The sequence below is a fragment of the Halobacillus sp. 12SKB genome (assembly GCF_052941655.1).
Genome location: NZ_JBRFWR010000001.1, coordinates 2,026,053 through 2,041,567, shown reverse-complemented (window position 1 = coordinate 2,041,567; position 15,515 = coordinate 2,026,053). Strand labels below are relative to the sequence as shown.

Below are 15,515 nucleotides of genomic sequence, written 5' to 3'. Positions count from 1 at the left end.
AACGAATAATAATCACTGATATATAACAGTTACACCAAAAAAATTATTCATCTTTTTTGGAAAGGCAACGATCACATTCCATCATGTAATTGTAAGTATGACCTTCGATTTTAGAACCACACTGCGGACAAGGGACATTCTGTTGTTTTTTCATTTTAGCTCCTCCTTTGTTATAACAGAAGTTATTTTGTTTATCTGTTATGGTACAGTTTACTGTGAGGAAGAGGAAATTGCAACCGTTTTCTGAAAGTTTTTTTAATTTAGGCATTTGCCGCATACAAAAAAGGCGCTGCGAAAGGATTCAGCGCCTTTTTTGTATCTTAATTTCTTTTGGTTTCTTACTGAAAAATGAATATACTACTTGATTTGACTAAAATTACTGTTTTAATACAGACAAATTCATCTTCATTTTTTCTCATAAAGCAATTCAATGAACTTCTCCAACGATGGAGATAACCATTTCTTATGATGATGAATGATTTGGATGTATAAAGCCAATTCTTCATGGTCAAAATCCAAAGCACAAAGACTTCCATTTTCAAGTTCCCTGGCGACTGTCATTTCTGGGAGCATGGCGATCCCCAGTTGATCAATCACACATTGTTTGATTGCTTCAAGACTTGTAAAGGAAATTACCGAGCGGGGTTCTACTGCACGTTTCTTTAAAAGCCGCTCCAGCATGTTTCTATAGGAACAATCTTTTTCTGTCAGAATGAGTGTTTCGTCCTCTATACACTGCAAGTCTATTTCCTTCTCACCAACTAGTGGGTGCTCCTTAGCAGCGACCATAACCATATTTTCCTTTCGAAGAAGTAAAGCTTTCAAATGAGAATGCTTCACTTCTTCATCAAGTACGACAGCGAGATCATAATGGCTTTCTAACACATCATCTTTTAGATTTGGACAAAGTCCTGATTCCAACTGAATGCGCAAGTCGGGGTTTTGCTCTTTAAAAGCTTTCAAAGACTTGGATATAAAATAAGCGGCCAAGGATTCAACAGCTCCAATTCTCACAGTCCCTCGCATTTGAACACAATCCGAAAGCTTGCTTTCCGCTTCTTCCAATAAGTCGATGACCTGGTCGACATAATATAAGAGTTGTTCACCAGACTGGGTTAGACGCATCGTTTGTCCAGCCCGCTCAAAAAGTCTAACCCCATAGTAATCTTCAAGTTTTTTCACTTGTGTCGTCACACTAGACTGAGCATAACCGAGTTCTTCCCCTGTGCGGGTATAGCTCCCCCACTTGGCTACTTCTTTAAATGTATAAAGATAAGAAACATCCATACATACACCTCTATCATTTTTTACAATAGTTATTATCGATAAGTATAGATAACTGTGATGATTTGTTCAATGATATACTTTTTAGAAGCAAAGGAGGCCGTGTTTAATGAAAATATTGACTATATTAGGAAGTTCAAGAGAGAACGGTAATTCTGAATACCTTGTCAAACAAGCACTTGAAGGTCTTGAGCATACACAGTTACGTCTGAGTGATTATAAGATTAACCCTATCATTGATATGAGGCATACGGATGAAGGTTTTTCACCTGTTGAGGATGACTATGAATCCGTACTGTCGGCTTTTCTAGCTCATGATCTCATTATTTTTGTCACTCCAATTTACTGGTTTGGAATGACTTCCCACATGAAGTTGTTCTTCGACCGCTGGTCCCAATATATGCGTGATGATCGATTTGACTTCAAAAAACAGGTACGCAGTAAGAAGGCCTATGTGATTACAACAGGCGGGAGCAATCCATATGTCACAGGGTTGCCTTTAATTCAACAGTTCGGTCATATTTTCGATTTTGTAGGAATGCCATTCGAAGATTATGTGATAGGCAATGCCGTCAAACCTGGAGAAATCAAGGAAGATTTGCTCGCCTTGGATAAGATGAAGGCATGGAATAACGCCTTTAAAAAATAACGAACAAATGTTCTTGTTTTATTCCTCCCAACACCTTATAATGATGGTGAAGCAAATAAATTCCAAAAGGAGTGTTTCGCGGCTATGAAGCATCAAGCTACCCCTTATTTAAGTTTTAATGGTAACGCAAGAGAGGCGCTGGACTATTACAAACAAATTTTCCATGGTGACGTTATCAATCTCCAAACTTTCGGCGAGGCAGAATTTGAAACACCGAAGGAAATGGACGAGCGAGTCATGCATGCTCAGTTCAAAAAAGATGCCTTGTTCTTTATGGTTTCTGATTCATTCACTGATCAAAGTGTTAAGACCGGGAACCATATAGCCCTCGTAATAGAATGTGACAGTGCCGATGAAATTCAAACCTATTACGACCGATTAAAAGAAGACGGAAACGTGGTAATGGAACTTCAGGATACCTTTTGGGGTGCGATCTATGCGAAAGTGAAAGACCCTTACGGAATAACTTGGGATTTGAACTATACAAAAGAATAATAAATAAAGCGGCTCACCTCTGAGCCGCTTCTCTCAATCCAAATGGATCGTACAATTAAAACGATCACAAACCCATTGTCCCTCTCTAAAATGAACTTCTGATAAAGAAGTGTTTTTCATATGTTCATCGCGAACATTTTCACTGTCCAGTTCCCTCAATAAATGGCTGATTAAAGCACCATGACTAACAACAATAACTTTCTTCCCTTTATGCTTTTTCAAAACATCATCCACAAACGACATTCCCCTCGAAACAACACTCTCAGGGGTTTCAATGCCCAATTCCTTAGAACGCCAGTCCTCTCCCCATCTTTCGATTCTCTCAGGTTCTGTAGTTCCTTCGATCTGACCACCACTGGCTTCTTCTATCCGAGAGTCAAAATGGATGGTCAATCCTACTTTTTCACTGATGAATTCCGCTGTCTGCTCCGCTCTTTTCAAAGGACTTGAATAAAGCACATCCCATGTTTCCTTATGTAAGCGCTCAGCTAATTGCCAAGCGTCCACCATGCCTTCTTCATCTAAAGGAATATCAGAGCTTCCCTGCGCTCTTTTTTCTTTATTCCATGGTGTACTTCCATGTCTAATCAATGCAACCTTCGTCATTATTCCTTCACCTCCCTCCTTCTTTTTCTACAACAAGACGATCATATCCTTCAAACCTACCTCCTTCATAAATGCTTATTAAACATAATGGCAGGTTTCTTGAAGGCTCAGTTTCGTGGTTTTTATTGAGTGGATGGGGGCTACGGGGAATAACTCGCTTTCCGCGGGAGCGCGGTGAGCCTCCTCGGACTGCGTCCTGTGGGGTCTCACCATGCACTTTTTTCCTCTTCGATATCCGGTTCCGGCGCCTAGCGGCTAGTGAGACTTCCCTCGCTTCTGTACGATAAGTCAACATCGAATCACTCCGTTCTTCGTGTTTCCTTTATCTCCGCCAGCTCAGTCCAGTCCATACGCCGCTGATCGAGGCGCCAGCACACTTAAGTTAGGAGTCTCGCCATTCCCCTCCGCCCCTTTGCTATATCAGTGTCTCGAAACCACTCCCCGAATAATCAGCTATTCAGTTTAATGGGAGAAAAAGGATAAAATCCCCGTGCCCAGGTATTTGCACTCTGAGAGCTTAATACAGAGCGTTCTATGCTTTTAACAATCGGGATACCCGAAAGAAAATCCAACTTGGTAAAGGGGTTCGTTTCTGACATACATTAAATGAGGTGGTTGGGAAGCTGCGAGACTCCCGTGGGAGAAGGAGTTAGGCGAGATCCCGCAGGACGCAGTCCGAGGAAGCTCGACGCTCCCCCACAGGAAAGCGAGTTGCTTCCCGGCCACCCCTAACGCTCAACCAGGCAACGAACAACGGAAACATCTCGAAACTGAGTCTTCAAGAAAGGGAGCTTTAGTAGAAGATTGTTGTGGGTTAAATAGAAAAGCCCGGAGTGGAATCCGGGCTTTTCATGAGGCATATAATTTTATTCATCAAGGTCCAAGTCTGTAACGGCACCTTTGGAAGAGGAAGATACGAGTCTGGCATATTTCGCCAGCACGCCTCTTTTATGCTTAGGTTCTGGACGTTTCCACTCATTCTTCCTGCGCTCATATTCTTCATCATTAACTTCAAAGTTAATTTGCTGCGTATCACTATCAATCGTGATAGTATCTCCTTCTTGAAGCAGTCCGATAGGACCTCCTACCACTGCTTCAGGAGCCACGTGACCGATTACGAAACCATGTGATCCACCGGAGAAACGACCATCCGTAAGCAACGCAACCTTTCCACCCAGCCCTTTACCTACGATCATGGCTGTAATAGAAAGCATCTCAGGCATGCCAGGTCCCCCTTTTGGACCTACGTTTCGAACGACGAGGACATCTCCTTCTTTGATTTCATCGTTAACGATGGCTTCCGTCGCTTCATCTTCACTGTTGTACACCCGTGCAGGTCCTTCGAAACGGCTGATTTTCTGTCCTGACATTTTAGCTACAGCACCTTCTGGAGCCAGATTTCCTTTTAAGACGACGAGTGGTCCTTTTTCTTTAATTGGCTGGTCAAAAGGAACAATGACCTTTTGGCCTTCTTTGAGAGAAGGGACCTCTGCCAGGTTTTCAGCGACCGTTTTCCCAGTGACTGTAAGGCAGTCCCCGTGCAATAAACCTTCCTCAAGGAGCAATTTCATAACAGCCGGTACGCCGCCACTTTCATACAAGTCCTGCATGACGTATTTCCCACTCGGTTTCATATCAGCAATGTGAGGGACTTCCTGTCTGATACGCTCAAAGTCATCAAGATCCAGGTCCACTCCTGCAGAATGAGCCATGGCAAGGAGGTGAAGGAACGCATTTGTCGATCCACCAAGGGCCATAACGACGGTGATAGCATTTTCAAATGCTTCTTTGGTCATGATGTCGCGAGGATAAATTTCTTTTTCGAGCAGCTCGATGACAAGCTCGCCCGCTTGTTTACATTCCGTTTCTTTATAATCGTTATCCGCTGGTGTAGAGGAAGATCCAGGAATGCTCATCCCTAAAGCTTCTACAGCAGAGGCCATTGTGTTCGCTGTGTACATTCCACCACAAGCACCCGCTCCTGGACATGCATGACATTCCACTCTGTGCAGCTGTTCATCGTCAATTTGCCCTTCATGGTACTTCCCTACAGCTTCAAACGACGACACAATGTCAATATCCTCTCCATCAAGCTTTCCTGGCTGAATGGTTCCTCCATATACATACACCGAAGGAATGTTCAGACGGCCAATGGAGATCAAACAGCCTGGTGTCGTTTTGTCGCAGCCGCCAATGGCAACCAGACCATCCAACCTTTCAGCATTGGTGACCGTTTCGATGGAGTCCGCAATCACTTCACGGCTTGGCAGAGAGTAAAACATCCCCTCGTGTCCCATCGCGATACCGTCAGCTACTGTTATGGTATTGAAAATCATCGGTGCTCCACCATTTTTACCTGCACCACTTTTCGCTTCTTGCGCAAGTTTATCGATATGTACATTACAAGGAGTAACCTCACTCCACGTACTCGCAATTCCGATCATCGGTTTTTTGAAATCTTCGTCTGTAAATCCAACAGCTCTCAACATCGAGCGGTTCGGGACTCGATTGACGCCTTCACTGATGTCTTTACTTCTTATTCTTAGATCTTTTTTCGTTTTCTCCATCCCTAACACTCCTTATAAAAAATGGTCGAATCATTGTGTAAATGAATGAACTTACCATGATAATACTAACAAGTAAGGAGCATAGCAATGATTTTTCTGAATATAATAAACATTCCCTACAATTAAAACGCTTTCATTGATAGAAAAAAATGAAAAAAAGGCCTGCTATTAAAGCAGACCTCGATCTATAGGGGGAATATTACACATTTGCAGGTTCAAATGTTTTACAATCCGTTTCCTCACTGTGACTTGCTTTTTTACCTTTATGACTGACAACGAAAATCTCATCCGCTCCGCAGGAAATTCCGTCATTGTTATGAACACAGTTTCGGACTTCACATTTTACATCCAGCGCCATTCTCTTACACCTCCCTATAGCGGTTATTTTCTGCTAATAGGACTTTCAATATACGTGTCAGTGGTGCCCATAAAAAACCTGAAGTAAAATCCTACACAATGACCACTTTGTTTTGTGATAGAATAGGAAGCGTGATTGTAAATGGTCAAAATGAACTTTTCCCACGTTCTTTCATAAATTGTATTAAAAGAGATCGCTGGAAAGACTGATTGAGGTCCAATCAGAATATAATCAACTTATAATAGGACTGGTGTTTATGAATAAGAAACAAAAGATCTATAATAAATTGTTGGAACTCGTGAAAGAGGAAAATGTGAAAGTGGATGAAATGTTGAGAGACCACTTGTACACAAAGCTCGGTGGAAAAGCCGACTTTTTCATTACTCCAACATCCTACGAAGAAGTTCAAAATGTCGTTAAGCTTTCGAATGAAGACAACATTCCTTTCACTTTGCTTGGAAATGGATCCAACTTAATCATTAAAGATGGCGGCATCCGTGGAATCGTCATCAACTTAAAACATCTGGACACCATTTATTCTGAAGGGAACACAGTGGTCGCCCAAAGCGGTGCCCGTATCATTGATGCCTCTCGTTACGCTCTTGATAAGCATTTATCCGGATTGGAGTTTGCCTGCGGAATCCCAGGAACTGTCGGAGGGGCTCTGTACATGAATGCGGGTGCATATGGTGGAGAAATTAAAGATGTACTTGATTACGCGTATGTGGTAGATAAGCATGGAAATCTCGTGAAACGTCTCGCCGCTGAACTTGATCTTGATTATCGAACAAGTAATATTTCTGCTAATGGAGATATCGTAGTAGAGGCCACCTTCCATCTGAAACCTGCGAAATATGATGAAATTAAAGAAGTGATGGACGACTTAACGTACAAGCGTGAATCTAAACAACCACTTGAATATCCTTCATGCGGAAGTGTCTTTAAACGACCTCCTGGATATTTCGCTGGTAAGCTGATTCAAGACAGCGACCTTCAAGGGACCAATATTGGTGGTGCCGAGGTTTCTAAAAAGCATGCTGGGTTTATCATTAACAAAGATAATGCAACAACTTCTGATTACATTTCTCTGATTGAGCACGTTCAAAAAACGGTGAAAGAAAAATTCGGCGTCGATTTGGAAAGAGAAGTTCGAATTATCGGTGACGATAAAGACTAAAAAAAGAGCCTGCGCAATGCGCAGGCTCTTTTTCTTCACCTAAGCTTCCTGTTCTCAAAATGGTTCCTTAGTAAGCCCCTTTGGAATAGGTCAATTCATAACTGTGGGTGTAAATTTCGAAGACATTACCGAAAGGATCTTCAACATAAACCATCTTGTACGGTTTCTCTCCAGGGTAATATTCGCGGATAGGCATGCGCTGTTTCCCGCCTTTGGCCTTCACTTTCTCCACAACGCCTTCGATATCCGGGTCTTGAATACAGAAATGGAAGATACCTGTTTTCCAATATTCGAAGTTGTTTTCCGGCTCTTCCTGATGCGGGAACTCAAAAAGTTCAATGCCAATTTTATCTCCGGTCGATAGGTGAGCAATTCTGAATGTGTCCCAATCGTTGCCGAAAACGTCCCGGCACATTTGACCGACTGGTGTATCATCGTTATGGACGTCTGATGGTTCCATAATGACATACCACCCGAATAACTCGGTATAAAACTCAATCGCTTTTTCTAAATTTGGTACAGACAAACCGATATGTGAAAAACTTCTTGGATATGGGTACATTATTTAAAACTCCTTCATCATGATTTTAGTTTTGCCACGATTTTACCTTTTACATGCCGTTCGGACAGACGCTCAAGAGCTTGTGGAACCTCTTCCAATGAAATGGTTTCTTCCAGTAGAGAAGAAAGTTTACCATCCACCATCATCTTAAGCATTTCATTCCCGATAACTGCAAGATCCTTTTGAGACTCTACATCCGCTCTATGTGCCGCTGCAAGGGCAATTTCATGGTACGAAACAACGGTAGTAAAGGGTTTTACTTTAGTGAAATCAGGAGCACCAGCGATATATACCAGGTGGCCCATAAAGGCAAGGAAGTCCAATGATGCGCTAGCATTGTCACGGCTTACTGCGTCAACGACTGCATCGACACCTTTACCTTCGGTGATTTCTTTAACTTTTTGGTGAACATCTTCCTCACGGTAATCAATAACGAATTCTGCGCCTAACTGGCGGACGTGATCGTGATTATGGGAAGAAGCTGTGGTAATAACCGTCTTCCCTGCCGCTTTTGCAAGTTGTATACCGAAACCTCCGACACCTCCTGCTCCTGCGTGAATCAAAATGGTTTCCACTTGATCCAACGGAAGCTTACGGTGGATCGCCTGGTAAGCGGTGTAACCAGCTGTGGGTATGGCAGCCGCCTCTTCAAAGCTGATTTCATCTGGAATTCGAGAGATCGTATGAGCTGTTGTTACAGCATATTGCGCATAAGCCCCTTTCTTTAGCAAATCACCATGGTAGACCACTCGATCGCCCTTCTTCCACTCCGTCACACCTTCTCCAATCTCAGCAATTGTACCCGCAGCATCCAGACCGAGGATATGAGGATACGTCCAATTCGGGTTCCCATTCGTTGCGGTTTTATAGTCGACAGGATTCAACCCAGCCGCATGAACCTCAATAAGAACTTCCCCTTTTTGAGGATGAGGCTTTTCTACTTCCTCCACCTTCATTCCCTTCCATTGATTCTTATCATGTAAAAGTAGGGCTTTCATCGTTTTCAACTCCTCTTTAAACAGTTTCCATCAACATTTGAAACGATATACTATATACTAACGAGAGGTTCAAGAAGAAACAAGAAGGCACTTTTCAGTAACTGAGTTACTAAAGGGTAACCTAAACAATGGTTAGAAATGAGGGAAACACGATGAAAGAACTGCAATCTGAATACCAGTGCGCGATCAATTTAGTCATCGATTTAATTGGAGGGAAATGGAAAGTTTTATTGCTCTGGCATTTGAATGAAGGGGACAAAAGATTCAATGAATTGAGGAGAACCATTCCTGAGATCACCAAAAAAATGTTAACACAACAATTGAGAGAGCTTGAGGAACATGGACTTGTAGAACGGACAGTTTATGAAGAAGTTCCTCCCAGGGTGGTGTATTCTACCACTGAATTCGGCCGCAAGCTGCAACCAGTTCTTTATGGAATGTGTCAATGGGGGGATGAGTATGCGGATAAAGAAGGGATTCAGATGAACAGCTGTTGGACAGGTCGGGATTTTATGCAAAAATAAAAAGCGACCTGTTGAGGTCGCTTTCTTTTTTAAGACATCCATTTCGGAGGCGTGTTTTTTTCCCAGTAAATCTCGCCAAGTTCATGGTGTTTCATGAAGTTGTCCTCTTGCAAATGGTAATGGAAGTTAAACCAGTACCCTTCACCAGGCCGCTTATCCCTGCGGACATGAAAACGAGCGACTTCTTCATCTGTATGTTTGTTATGGATATTAAAAATTCTTTCACCGTATCCTGGGGACGGATCTCGGTAATTTCATAATAAGGAACTTCGTTTTCATCAGCAGATGTAAGAATCTCTTCCATCACCTCTTCAATCTTCGGTAAAATCGTTGTGGTCATGTCTTCATCTACTTTTTCAATGATTCGCGGTCCCATTTTTGTAAGGGTTTGTGTTTTGGCTTGCTCTGTTATGGTTTCAATCCAGTCATCAGTGGTCAAAGGCTCTACAGATGATGGAGGTGTGATTTCAAGTTCTTCTGTCTTTGTAGCATGAGGTGATTCTTGAACATGACGATCGGCCGACAGCTCTTTTTTATCAGCTGCATCGGTATCGATCTGCATTGGTGGTACGTAAAGGCCCAGAGTCATGACAGATATAAGTACAACAAATACTTTTCTCATTAGCGGCTTCATTTCAGAAAGTCTCCCTCTACTTCAGGATGACTTCATTTTACCATTTTCTCCGAAGTTGTCCATAAGTAAAAAGAAACCGTTTCCAGTTCATCATTGTTATAGCTTTTGGTGAATAGTCATACATACTATTTGGGGCTTCGAAGGCATCCATACGGTTTCAAATACACATAGCGATATCCAAACCCATTCCTCAACCTGTCTCCTTTTCCTTAAGTTTATTATGTGGGTTTCTTTCCCTGTACATGAAACAAGAAAATAAGGAAAACTTAAAAGATGAAAAAGGAGGAGGAAAAGATATGAATCCAAATCAAGGCCAAAACCAAAAATCGCAGGGACAACAAATGCCACCAACCATGATGAATCCAAACCACGGTGGTCATGAGTTATTTGATGCTCATGAAGTCATTGCAAGCTTAATCAATATGCTTGATCAATACCAAATGTATGCTCAGCATATCCAGGACCCAGAACTTCAAAGCATCCAGCAGCGTCAACATGCGTTTGTGACCCAAATGTACAACACGATTGTCCAGAGTTTCAGCACAGGTCAAGATCCAGCTCAAGATACACAACAATATAAAATGCAGCAAAGCAACGAAGTCGTTTACGGAATCAAACCTGGCCAGCCCAAAAAACCGAACAAATCGGTCAATGAACTTGCAGATAAAGGACTTTCTGCCTATATGCTGGGACAAACAAAGACGCTTGCAACTCTATTGTCTATGACAGCGCTTGAAATGACGAACCCAGTCCTGCGTCGTGTGATTGCAGATAGTGTCCCGAACTTCATCGAGATGAGTTATGAGATTTTCCTTTATCAGAACAAACACGGGTACTACCAAGTTCCACAATTGCAGCAACAAGATATGAACCAGATGTTGCAAAGCTATACAACCGCACCACAAGGCAACATGCCACATTAAATAAAAAGGACGCCTGTTTTTCCACAGGCGTCCTTTTTATTTAATGCTTTCATGTTAAAACTACATTTGTCTGAATGACGTTGTGACGGATAAAAAGTGCCATCATTCATAAGGGTGGATTTTATGAATACTGTTGAATTGTAATTTTATTAATACCAAAAGCCTTGTTTTAATATAGTATAGGGACAAGCATCTATAAAGGAGGTCCTTCACCTTGCTATTCAGTTATATTCTACTCGGCTTATCATTATCCGCTCCGATCGGCCCCATCAACGCTGCCCAGTTGGACAAGGGGATTCGATATGGCTTTTGGCATGCCTGGCTTGTCGGTGTGGGAGCGATGTGCGCGGATGCCTTGTTCATGCTGATGATCTACTTTGGACTGGCTCAATACGTAGAGCTTCCTCTTGTAAAAACATTCCTTTGGTCTTTTGGAGCTTTTGTATTGATTTATACTGGTATTGAGAGCATGACGGCCTCTCATACGGAAGAAACGAATCGGTCCTATTCATCGACAAAAATGAAATCCTTTAAAACAGGATTTTTGATGGCGTTATCAAACCCATTGAACATTCTTTTCTGGATTGGTATTTACGGTTCCATTCTCGCCCAGATTTCTTCTCAATATGAACACACTCAACTACTTATTTACAGTGGGGGCATCTTTATAGGGATCATGTTATGGGATTTTACGATGGCTGGAGCAGCATCAGGTGCTAGAAGGTGGATGACAGAAAAGTTATTAAGAGGGGTTTCCATACTTTCTGGACTATTGCTGATTGGTTTCGGTGTTTATTTTGCGTTTCAAGCAGTCAAGATGTTTGTTGGGTAGACAGTCACCTATACCTGCTCTCTCCAATAGGATATGGATGTATCCTAGGAGGGAGATTATTTATGTTGTACACCAAAGAAGAAATAGAGAACCAGGCGAATGACCTCGACCTTTGGCAGCTTACGGCTTATCAGCAATTCTCGAACATGATGATTCAGCGGGAGAACCCTTATCCTTGTGTACCTGGAATACAAGGTTTTATGAAGAACATGTTGCGTTTCGGGTTTGTCGGAGATCCACGTAAAGATGCAAGTACAGATCATTTAGCTGAATTATTAAAGGAATATGGTGAAATATCGAGATCCACAGGGAACTACGCATCCCTCGTGATCTTCTGTGATACACGAACACTTCTGGATGAACAAACGACGATGGACGAATATGAAGAGGTTTTTTGGACTTTACTGAACATCGCACACACGAAAGATCCATCCCCTTGGCCGGAAGACATACCAAAGAACCCTGAGGACCCTGCGTGGGAGTTTTGTTTCAATGGTGAACCTTACTTCGCATTTTGTGCGACCCCTGCCCATGAAATCAGGAACAGTCGAAGCTTCCCCTGTATGCTGCTTGCTTTTCAGCCTCGCTGGGTATTTGATGAAATCAACGATTCGACTCCCTTTGGAAGAAGAATCAAAAAGGTGATTCGTAAGCGATTAGAGGATTACGATGGTATACCGACCCACCCCGCTTTAAAATGGTATGGACAAAAAGATAACCATGAGTGGAAACAATACTTCTTGAAAGATGACGAATCAACCTTATCCAAATGTCCCTTCATGGCATTGAAAAACAAATGGAAAACTTTACGCCCCTGAGTCTGAATGGGGTGTTTTCTTTTGCTTCACCCATGTTGCAAAGCCAATCAGGACCAGAAACGCTAAGCTTACAAAAAAACCGACCCGAGTCATGGAATCAATCCACGTGCCTGTTACAGCTATAATGATCAGACCGATCCCAATGAGCACGAGCACCGTTCCCTTTTTCCCTTTCACCATCAACTTCTTGTAAGACAGGAGGATGAAAACCCAGTTGTACAAAAGCATCAATCCTGCTGCCGTTGTTACATATTCAAAAATCCGATCAGGAAGCAGCACAGCAAGGATAATCGAGAGAATGACAACCAAAATGGTTAGAAGAAAGGCAGGCTTCGATACTTTCCCTTCCTCCTTTTCAGCGAATATGCCAGGTGCATCCCCTTCTTCACTCAAGGCCATCAGCATGGTTGTGACAGCATATAGAGATGCTACCATTGTTGAAAATCCAGCGATGATTAAGACACTGTTGAATACATGCGGCACCCAGGGGAGAGAATATTCCGTCAAGGCTGTCAGAAAAGGACTTTCCTCTGTGGATATGTTCTTCCATGAAGTGAGTTTAAGGACAAAGTAAAAGGCGACCACGTAGACACTAGTGAGCACGAAAAGCATCATCGTCCCGGACTTTGGTGCATCCTTAGGGTCTTTCAATTCATTGGCCATCAACCCCATGACTTCGATCCCTCCAAACGCATAAAACGCATAAAGCAGGGCGATCCACAGCCCGGACCACTCCCCATCAAAAATGGAAGACAGGGGGCTTGTCATAGCTTTCGGTTCTCCTCCCCCTATGTTTCCAGTCACAGCAAGGATCGCTATAAGAATGAACATGATGATTGCAGATATTTTTATTAGCCCGCAAACATTCTCCATTCGCTCTACTTGTTTGACTCCAAGCCATATCACTACGAGACCAAGGACGGCAAAGACACAAGCCAACACCCAAAGAGGAATTTTTTCAAACCAGAACTGTGCAAAGATGGCGAGGGCCGTTAATTGACTCCCCATAATCAACATTTCTGAAGACCAGTAAACCCAGCCATTACTGAACCCAGCCCATGGACCAAAGGCTTGTTTAGCATAAGTGCGAAACGATCCCTTTTCCGGATGATTCGCTGTCATGGCGGCTAAGGAACGGAAAACAATATACGTCCCAATCCCTGCGATTAAATAGGCTAGCAATACCGCTGGGCCGGCTTTTTCAATGGCAATACTGGACCCTAGAAAAAATCCGGTACCAATAATACATCCAATCCCGATGAACGACAGCTGCCACCATGATAGTTTCCCTTCTTTATGTACTTCGGCCATGATCACCCCTCCTTCTGCATTTAGTTTGAAAGGATTCGCCAGGATTATGTGTGAAACGAAGAATGTTTTATGTAGATGAGGAGAAAGTATCAAGAGATAAAGAAGGAGCGTGGCATTCATGATGAACTGGAACCCTAATTGCTGGAATGAATACGATGAACTTAAAAGTGTGGTGGTTTGTACACCTTCCGTTCTCCATGTCCCTGATCAACAAACCGCAACAGATATCCGTTGGGAAAAAACAGCGGATAGCGATAAAATGAAGCACTGTTTTAACCAGATGGTCGAGGCTATGAGTAAAGAGGGAGTCCAGGTTGTCGACTATTCCACTTACCTCAAGAAAGAAGAGAATGCTTTCCATGAACAGTTGATCAATCGCGTTTTTGTAAGAGACCTTGCCTGTGTCTTCGGTAATAAAGTAATCCCAGGTGAAGCGGGGACCACTATGAGAAGACCAGAGTATTTTCATGCCCACAAAATTTTCGAACAGTGGTTTGACGACGAACAATATTCGATCCATGAAAATGACATGGCTAATGCACTTGAGAATGGCGATGTATTTGTTCTAAACAAGGATGCCGCCTTCATCAATGTAGGAATGCGGTCAAGTTACGAGAGCGCGAAAGCGTTAAAAGAGAAGATCATCCCGCTCGGCTTTTCTGAGGTTGGTATCATCGACCTGCCTCGTCGGGGAGACACCATGCATTTAGACATGAATTTTAACATTGCAGGAGCAGGAATAGCCTTAGCCAAAAGTTATATGCGCTATTTCCCTGTCGAAGTTTTAACCAGCACAGGGTCGTCATATGTCATGATGCATGAATTTCTTAAACGACACGGTTATGAAATCATTTGGACAGATGAAGTAAAGCATACGGTAGCGGATATCAACTTTTTAAACCTCGACCCTGATACGTTGTTAATCAGCTCAAAAGCCCACAAAAAAATCTTCCATCACGAACGCCTGAAAAAGAAACGGCTGATCGAAGTGAATGTGGACGAATTGGAAGCTGGTGGCGGCGGAATCCGATGTATGACTTTACCAATAGAACGAGGATAAGCAGCGTGCTGAACCAAATGAAAATAGATAGGACGCCATATGAACATAACGAGAAAAAAGTAGACCTGGGTACCTGAATGTTAGGTGGCCAGGTCTACTTTTTCTCGTTATTTTATTTTGCGTACATGAAAGAAATTGATTTCAGCATGAAATTTTTAATTACTTTACCATTGTTACCGGACAGGAGGCTTCATGTAACACGTTGAAACTAACACTCCCTAGAATTTTACTTCTAATAGCACCTAAGCCACGGGACCCCATTACGATACTATAAGCATTCAATTCTCGCGCTTCCTTAGCAATTTCGAAGTCGGGTGAACCAATTCTGACTTTTGTGTGTATGGTTACTTCTGAATTTCCAATGACTTTTAATGCGTGTTCAATCACTTCTTTTGCGTTTTCCTGTTGGTATTTACGTACTTCTTCTCTGCTTACAAACCGGTTAATATTAGGGGTATTGTAATTATATTGTACATTTAAGAGTAGAATTTCTGCCCCCAATGCTTTTGCTATTTCCATTGCATGTTGCAAAGCTCTTATTGAAAAATCTGATCCATCAATCGGCACCAAAATTTTTTGCGACATTAGAACCGCCCCTTCAGAGAAGTATTTATTAATAGTAAAGCTTATCAAAACCTAAGGAAACGCTTTCATTTTTTTCATAAAGAAACGCTTAAACACCTGCTCTTCTTTCATTCTGTGCAAAAGGTTTCCTTA

The 15,515-nt window shown here is 42.4% G+C and carries 17 protein-coding genes and 1 pseudogene; 8 read left to right on the top strand and 10 right to left on the bottom strand.

Going from position 1 to position 15,515, the window contains the following annotated elements; translation table 11 throughout:
* Positions 1 to 43: 43 nt before the first annotated feature.
* Together ACQ4XT_RS09795 and ACQ4XT_RS09790 are read right to left on the bottom strand one after the other, a co-directional pair.
* Positions 44 to 154, bottom strand: coding sequence for a YhfH family protein (locus ACQ4XT_RS09795; protein ID WP_115822687.1), 111 nt, complete (start codon positions 152 to 154; stop codon positions 44 to 46).
* A 251-nt stretch (positions 155 to 405) separates the two neighbouring features.
* Positions 406 to 1,287 (bottom strand): LysR family transcriptional regulator, encoded by an 882-nt coding sequence (locus ACQ4XT_RS09790; RefSeq protein WP_446853526.1) that lies wholly within the window; start codon positions 1,285 to 1,287, stop codon positions 406 to 408.
* Positions 1,288 to 1,393: 106 nt separating this feature from the next.
* On the opposite strand from ACQ4XT_RS09790, the gene ACQ4XT_RS09785 reads away from it, so the two are divergent.
* Positions 1,394 to 1,933: a flavodoxin family protein gene (locus ACQ4XT_RS09785; RefSeq protein ID WP_446853525.1), complete on the top strand. Its 540-nt coding sequence runs from the start codon at positions 1,394 to 1,396 to the stop codon at positions 1,931 to 1,933.
* An 84-nt stretch (positions 1,934 to 2,017) separates the two neighbouring features.
* A complete protein-coding gene (locus ACQ4XT_RS09780; RefSeq protein ID WP_446853524.1) occupies positions 2,018 to 2,428 on the top strand; it encodes a VOC family protein in 411 nt (136 codons plus the stop codon).
* Positions 2,429 to 2,461: 33 nt separating this feature from the next.
* Here ACQ4XT_RS09780 and ACQ4XT_RS09775 read toward each other — a convergent pair whose 3' ends face one another.
* The 3 genes from ACQ4XT_RS09775 to ACQ4XT_RS09765 all read right to left on the bottom strand — a co-directional run bounded on the left by ACQ4XT_RS09775 (position 2,462) and on the right by ACQ4XT_RS09765 (position 5,959).
* Positions 2,462 to 3,034, bottom strand: a complete 573-nt coding sequence (locus ACQ4XT_RS09775) for a histidine phosphatase family protein (RefSeq protein WP_446853523.1) — start codon at positions 3,032 to 3,034, stop codon at positions 2,462 to 2,464.
* A gap of 866 nt (positions 3,035 to 3,900) precedes the next feature.
* A complete protein-coding gene (ilvD, locus tag ACQ4XT_RS09770; RefSeq protein ID WP_446853522.1) occupies positions 3,901 to 5,601 on the bottom strand; it encodes a dihydroxy-acid dehydratase in 1,701 nt (566 codons plus the stop codon).
* A 199-nt stretch (positions 5,602 to 5,800) separates the two neighbouring features.
* Entirely contained in the window at positions 5,801 to 5,959 is a 159-nt protein-coding gene (locus ACQ4XT_RS09765; RefSeq protein ID WP_089651397.1) for a DUF1540 domain-containing protein, read from the bottom strand.
* 256 nt (positions 5,960 to 6,215) lie between these two features.
* Here ACQ4XT_RS09765 and murB point away from each other — a divergent pair, with 256 nt between their 5' ends.
* Positions 6,216 to 7,136, top strand: a complete 921-nt coding sequence (gene murB / locus ACQ4XT_RS09760) for a UDP-N-acetylmuramate dehydrogenase (protein WP_446853521.1) — start codon at positions 6,216 to 6,218, stop codon at positions 7,134 to 7,136.
* A 67-nt stretch (positions 7,137 to 7,203) separates the two neighbouring features.
* On the opposite strand, the gene ACQ4XT_RS09755 is transcribed toward murB, so the two are convergent.
* Both ACQ4XT_RS09755 and ACQ4XT_RS09750 read right to left on the bottom strand, forming a co-directional pair.
* Positions 7,204 to 7,698, bottom strand: a complete 495-nt coding sequence (locus ACQ4XT_RS09755) for a lactoylglutathione lyase family protein (RefSeq protein WP_446853520.1) — start codon at positions 7,696 to 7,698, stop codon at positions 7,204 to 7,206.
* Between the two features lie 17 nt (positions 7,699 to 7,715).
* On the bottom strand, positions 7,716 to 8,696 hold the full coding sequence (locus tag ACQ4XT_RS09750; RefSeq protein WP_446853519.1) for a zinc-binding dehydrogenase: 981 nt from the start codon (positions 8,694 to 8,696) through the stop codon (positions 7,716 to 7,718).
* Between the two features lie 152 nt (positions 8,697 to 8,848).
* Between ACQ4XT_RS09750 and ACQ4XT_RS09745 the strand changes: the two genes are divergently transcribed.
* Positions 8,849 to 9,220 carry a winged helix-turn-helix transcriptional regulator gene (locus ACQ4XT_RS09745; RefSeq protein WP_446853518.1) on the top strand — a complete coding sequence of 124 codons (372 nt, stop codon included), beginning with the start codon at positions 8,849 to 8,851 and terminating at the stop codon, positions 9,218 to 9,220.
* Between the two features lie 29 nt (positions 9,221 to 9,249).
* Here the strand turns inward: ACQ4XT_RS09745 and ACQ4XT_RS09740 are convergent.
* Positions 9,250 to 9,596, bottom strand: a pseudogene (locus ACQ4XT_RS09740) (YpjP family protein).
* Between the two features lie 554 nt (positions 9,597 to 10,150).
* Between ACQ4XT_RS09740 and ACQ4XT_RS09735 the strand changes: the two are divergent.
* The 3 genes from ACQ4XT_RS09735 to ACQ4XT_RS09725 all read left to right on the top strand — a co-directional run bounded on the left by ACQ4XT_RS09735 (position 10,151) and on the right by ACQ4XT_RS09725 (position 12,427).
* Positions 10,151 to 10,777, top strand: coding sequence for a spore coat protein (locus tag ACQ4XT_RS09735; RefSeq protein WP_446853517.1), 627 nt, complete (start codon positions 10,151 to 10,153; stop codon positions 10,775 to 10,777).
* A gap of 214 nt (positions 10,778 to 10,991) precedes the next feature.
* Positions 10,992 to 11,609, top strand: coding sequence for a LysE family translocator (locus ACQ4XT_RS09730; protein ID WP_446853516.1), 618 nt, complete (start codon positions 10,992 to 10,994; stop codon positions 11,607 to 11,609).
* A 62-nt stretch (positions 11,610 to 11,671) separates the two neighbouring features.
* Complete coding sequence (locus ACQ4XT_RS09725; RefSeq protein WP_446853515.1) at positions 11,672 to 12,427, top strand: YqcI/YcgG family protein; 756 nt, start codon at positions 11,672 to 11,674, stop codon at positions 12,425 to 12,427.
* On the opposite strand, the gene ACQ4XT_RS09720 is transcribed toward ACQ4XT_RS09725, so the two are convergent.
* A complete protein-coding gene (locus ACQ4XT_RS09720) occupies positions 12,416 to 13,738 on the bottom strand; it encodes an amino acid permease (protein WP_446853514.1) in 1,323 nt (440 codons plus the stop codon). The two genes, ACQ4XT_RS09725 and ACQ4XT_RS09720, sit on opposite strands and share 12 nt — an antisense overlap.
* Positions 13,739 to 13,856: 118 nt before the next feature.
* Between ACQ4XT_RS09720 and ACQ4XT_RS09715 the strand changes: the two genes are divergently transcribed.
* The gene (locus ACQ4XT_RS09715) at positions 13,857 to 14,798 is read left to right on the top strand and encodes an arginine deiminase family protein (RefSeq protein WP_446855643.1); all 942 of its coding nucleotides are present in this window, start codon (positions 13,857 to 13,859) and stop codon (positions 14,796 to 14,798) included.
* A gap of 159 nt (positions 14,799 to 14,957) precedes the next feature.
* On the opposite strand, the gene ACQ4XT_RS09710 is transcribed toward ACQ4XT_RS09715, so the two are convergent.
* Positions 14,958 to 15,383, bottom strand: coding sequence for a universal stress protein (locus ACQ4XT_RS09710; protein ID WP_446853513.1), 426 nt, complete (start codon positions 15,381 to 15,383; stop codon positions 14,958 to 14,960).
* Positions 15,384 to 15,515 lie beyond the last annotated feature (132 nt).

What these genes read in the sequence shown, in the direction of transcription:
- ACQ4XT_RS09795 (WP_115822687.1), bottom strand. Translation starts at nt 154, where the DNA reads ATGAAAAAACAACAGAATGTCCCTTGTCCGCAGTGTGGTTCTAAAATC.
- ACQ4XT_RS09790 (WP_446853526.1), bottom strand. Translation starts at nt 1,287, where the DNA reads ATGGATGTTTCTTATCTTTATACATTTAAAGAAGTAGCCAAGTGGGGG.
- ACQ4XT_RS09785 (WP_446853525.1), top strand. Translation starts at nt 1,394, where the DNA reads ATGAAAATATTGACTATATTAGGAAGTTCAAGAGAGAACGGTAATTCT.
- ACQ4XT_RS09780 (WP_446853524.1), top strand. Translation starts at nt 2,018, where the DNA reads ATGAAGCATCAAGCTACCCCTTATTTAAGTTTTAATGGTAACGCAAGA.
- ACQ4XT_RS09775 (WP_446853523.1), bottom strand. Translation starts at nt 3,034, where the DNA reads ATGACGAAGGTTGCATTGATTAGACATGGAAGTACACCATGGAATAAA.
- ilvD (WP_446853522.1), bottom strand. Translation starts at nt 5,601, where the DNA reads ATGGAGAAAACGAAAAAAGATCTAAGAATAAGAAGTAAAGACATCAGT.
- ACQ4XT_RS09765 (WP_089651397.1), bottom strand. Translation starts at nt 5,959, where the DNA reads ATGGCGCTGGATGTAAAATGTGAAGTCCGAAACTGTGTTCATAACAAT.
- murB (WP_446853521.1), top strand. Translation starts at nt 6,216, where the DNA reads ATGAATAAGAAACAAAAGATCTATAATAAATTGTTGGAACTCGTGAAA.
- ACQ4XT_RS09755 (WP_446853520.1), bottom strand. Translation starts at nt 7,698, where the DNA reads ATGTACCCATATCCAAGAAGTTTTTCACATATCGGTTTGTCTGTACCA.
- ACQ4XT_RS09750 (WP_446853519.1), bottom strand. Translation starts at nt 8,696, where the DNA reads ATGAAAGCCCTACTTTTACATGATAAGAATCAATGGAAGGGAATGAAG.
- ACQ4XT_RS09745 (WP_446853518.1), top strand. Translation starts at nt 8,849, where the DNA reads ATGAAAGAACTGCAATCTGAATACCAGTGCGCGATCAATTTAGTCATC.
- ACQ4XT_RS09735 (WP_446853517.1), top strand. Translation starts at nt 10,151, where the DNA reads ATGAATCCAAATCAAGGCCAAAACCAAAAATCGCAGGGACAACAAATG.
- ACQ4XT_RS09725 (WP_446853515.1), top strand. Translation starts at nt 11,672, where the DNA reads ATGTTGTACACCAAAGAAGAAATAGAGAACCAGGCGAATGACCTCGAC.
- ACQ4XT_RS09720 (WP_446853514.1), bottom strand. Translation starts at nt 13,738, where the DNA reads ATGGCCGAAGTACATAAAGAAGGGAAACTATCATGGTGGCAGCTGTCG.
- ACQ4XT_RS09715 (WP_446855643.1), top strand. Translation starts at nt 13,857, where the DNA reads ATGATGAACTGGAACCCTAATTGCTGGAATGAATACGATGAACTTAAA.
- ACQ4XT_RS09710 (WP_446853513.1), bottom strand. Translation starts at nt 15,383, where the DNA reads ATGTCGCAAAAAATTTTGGTGCCGATTGATGGATCAGATTTTTCAATA.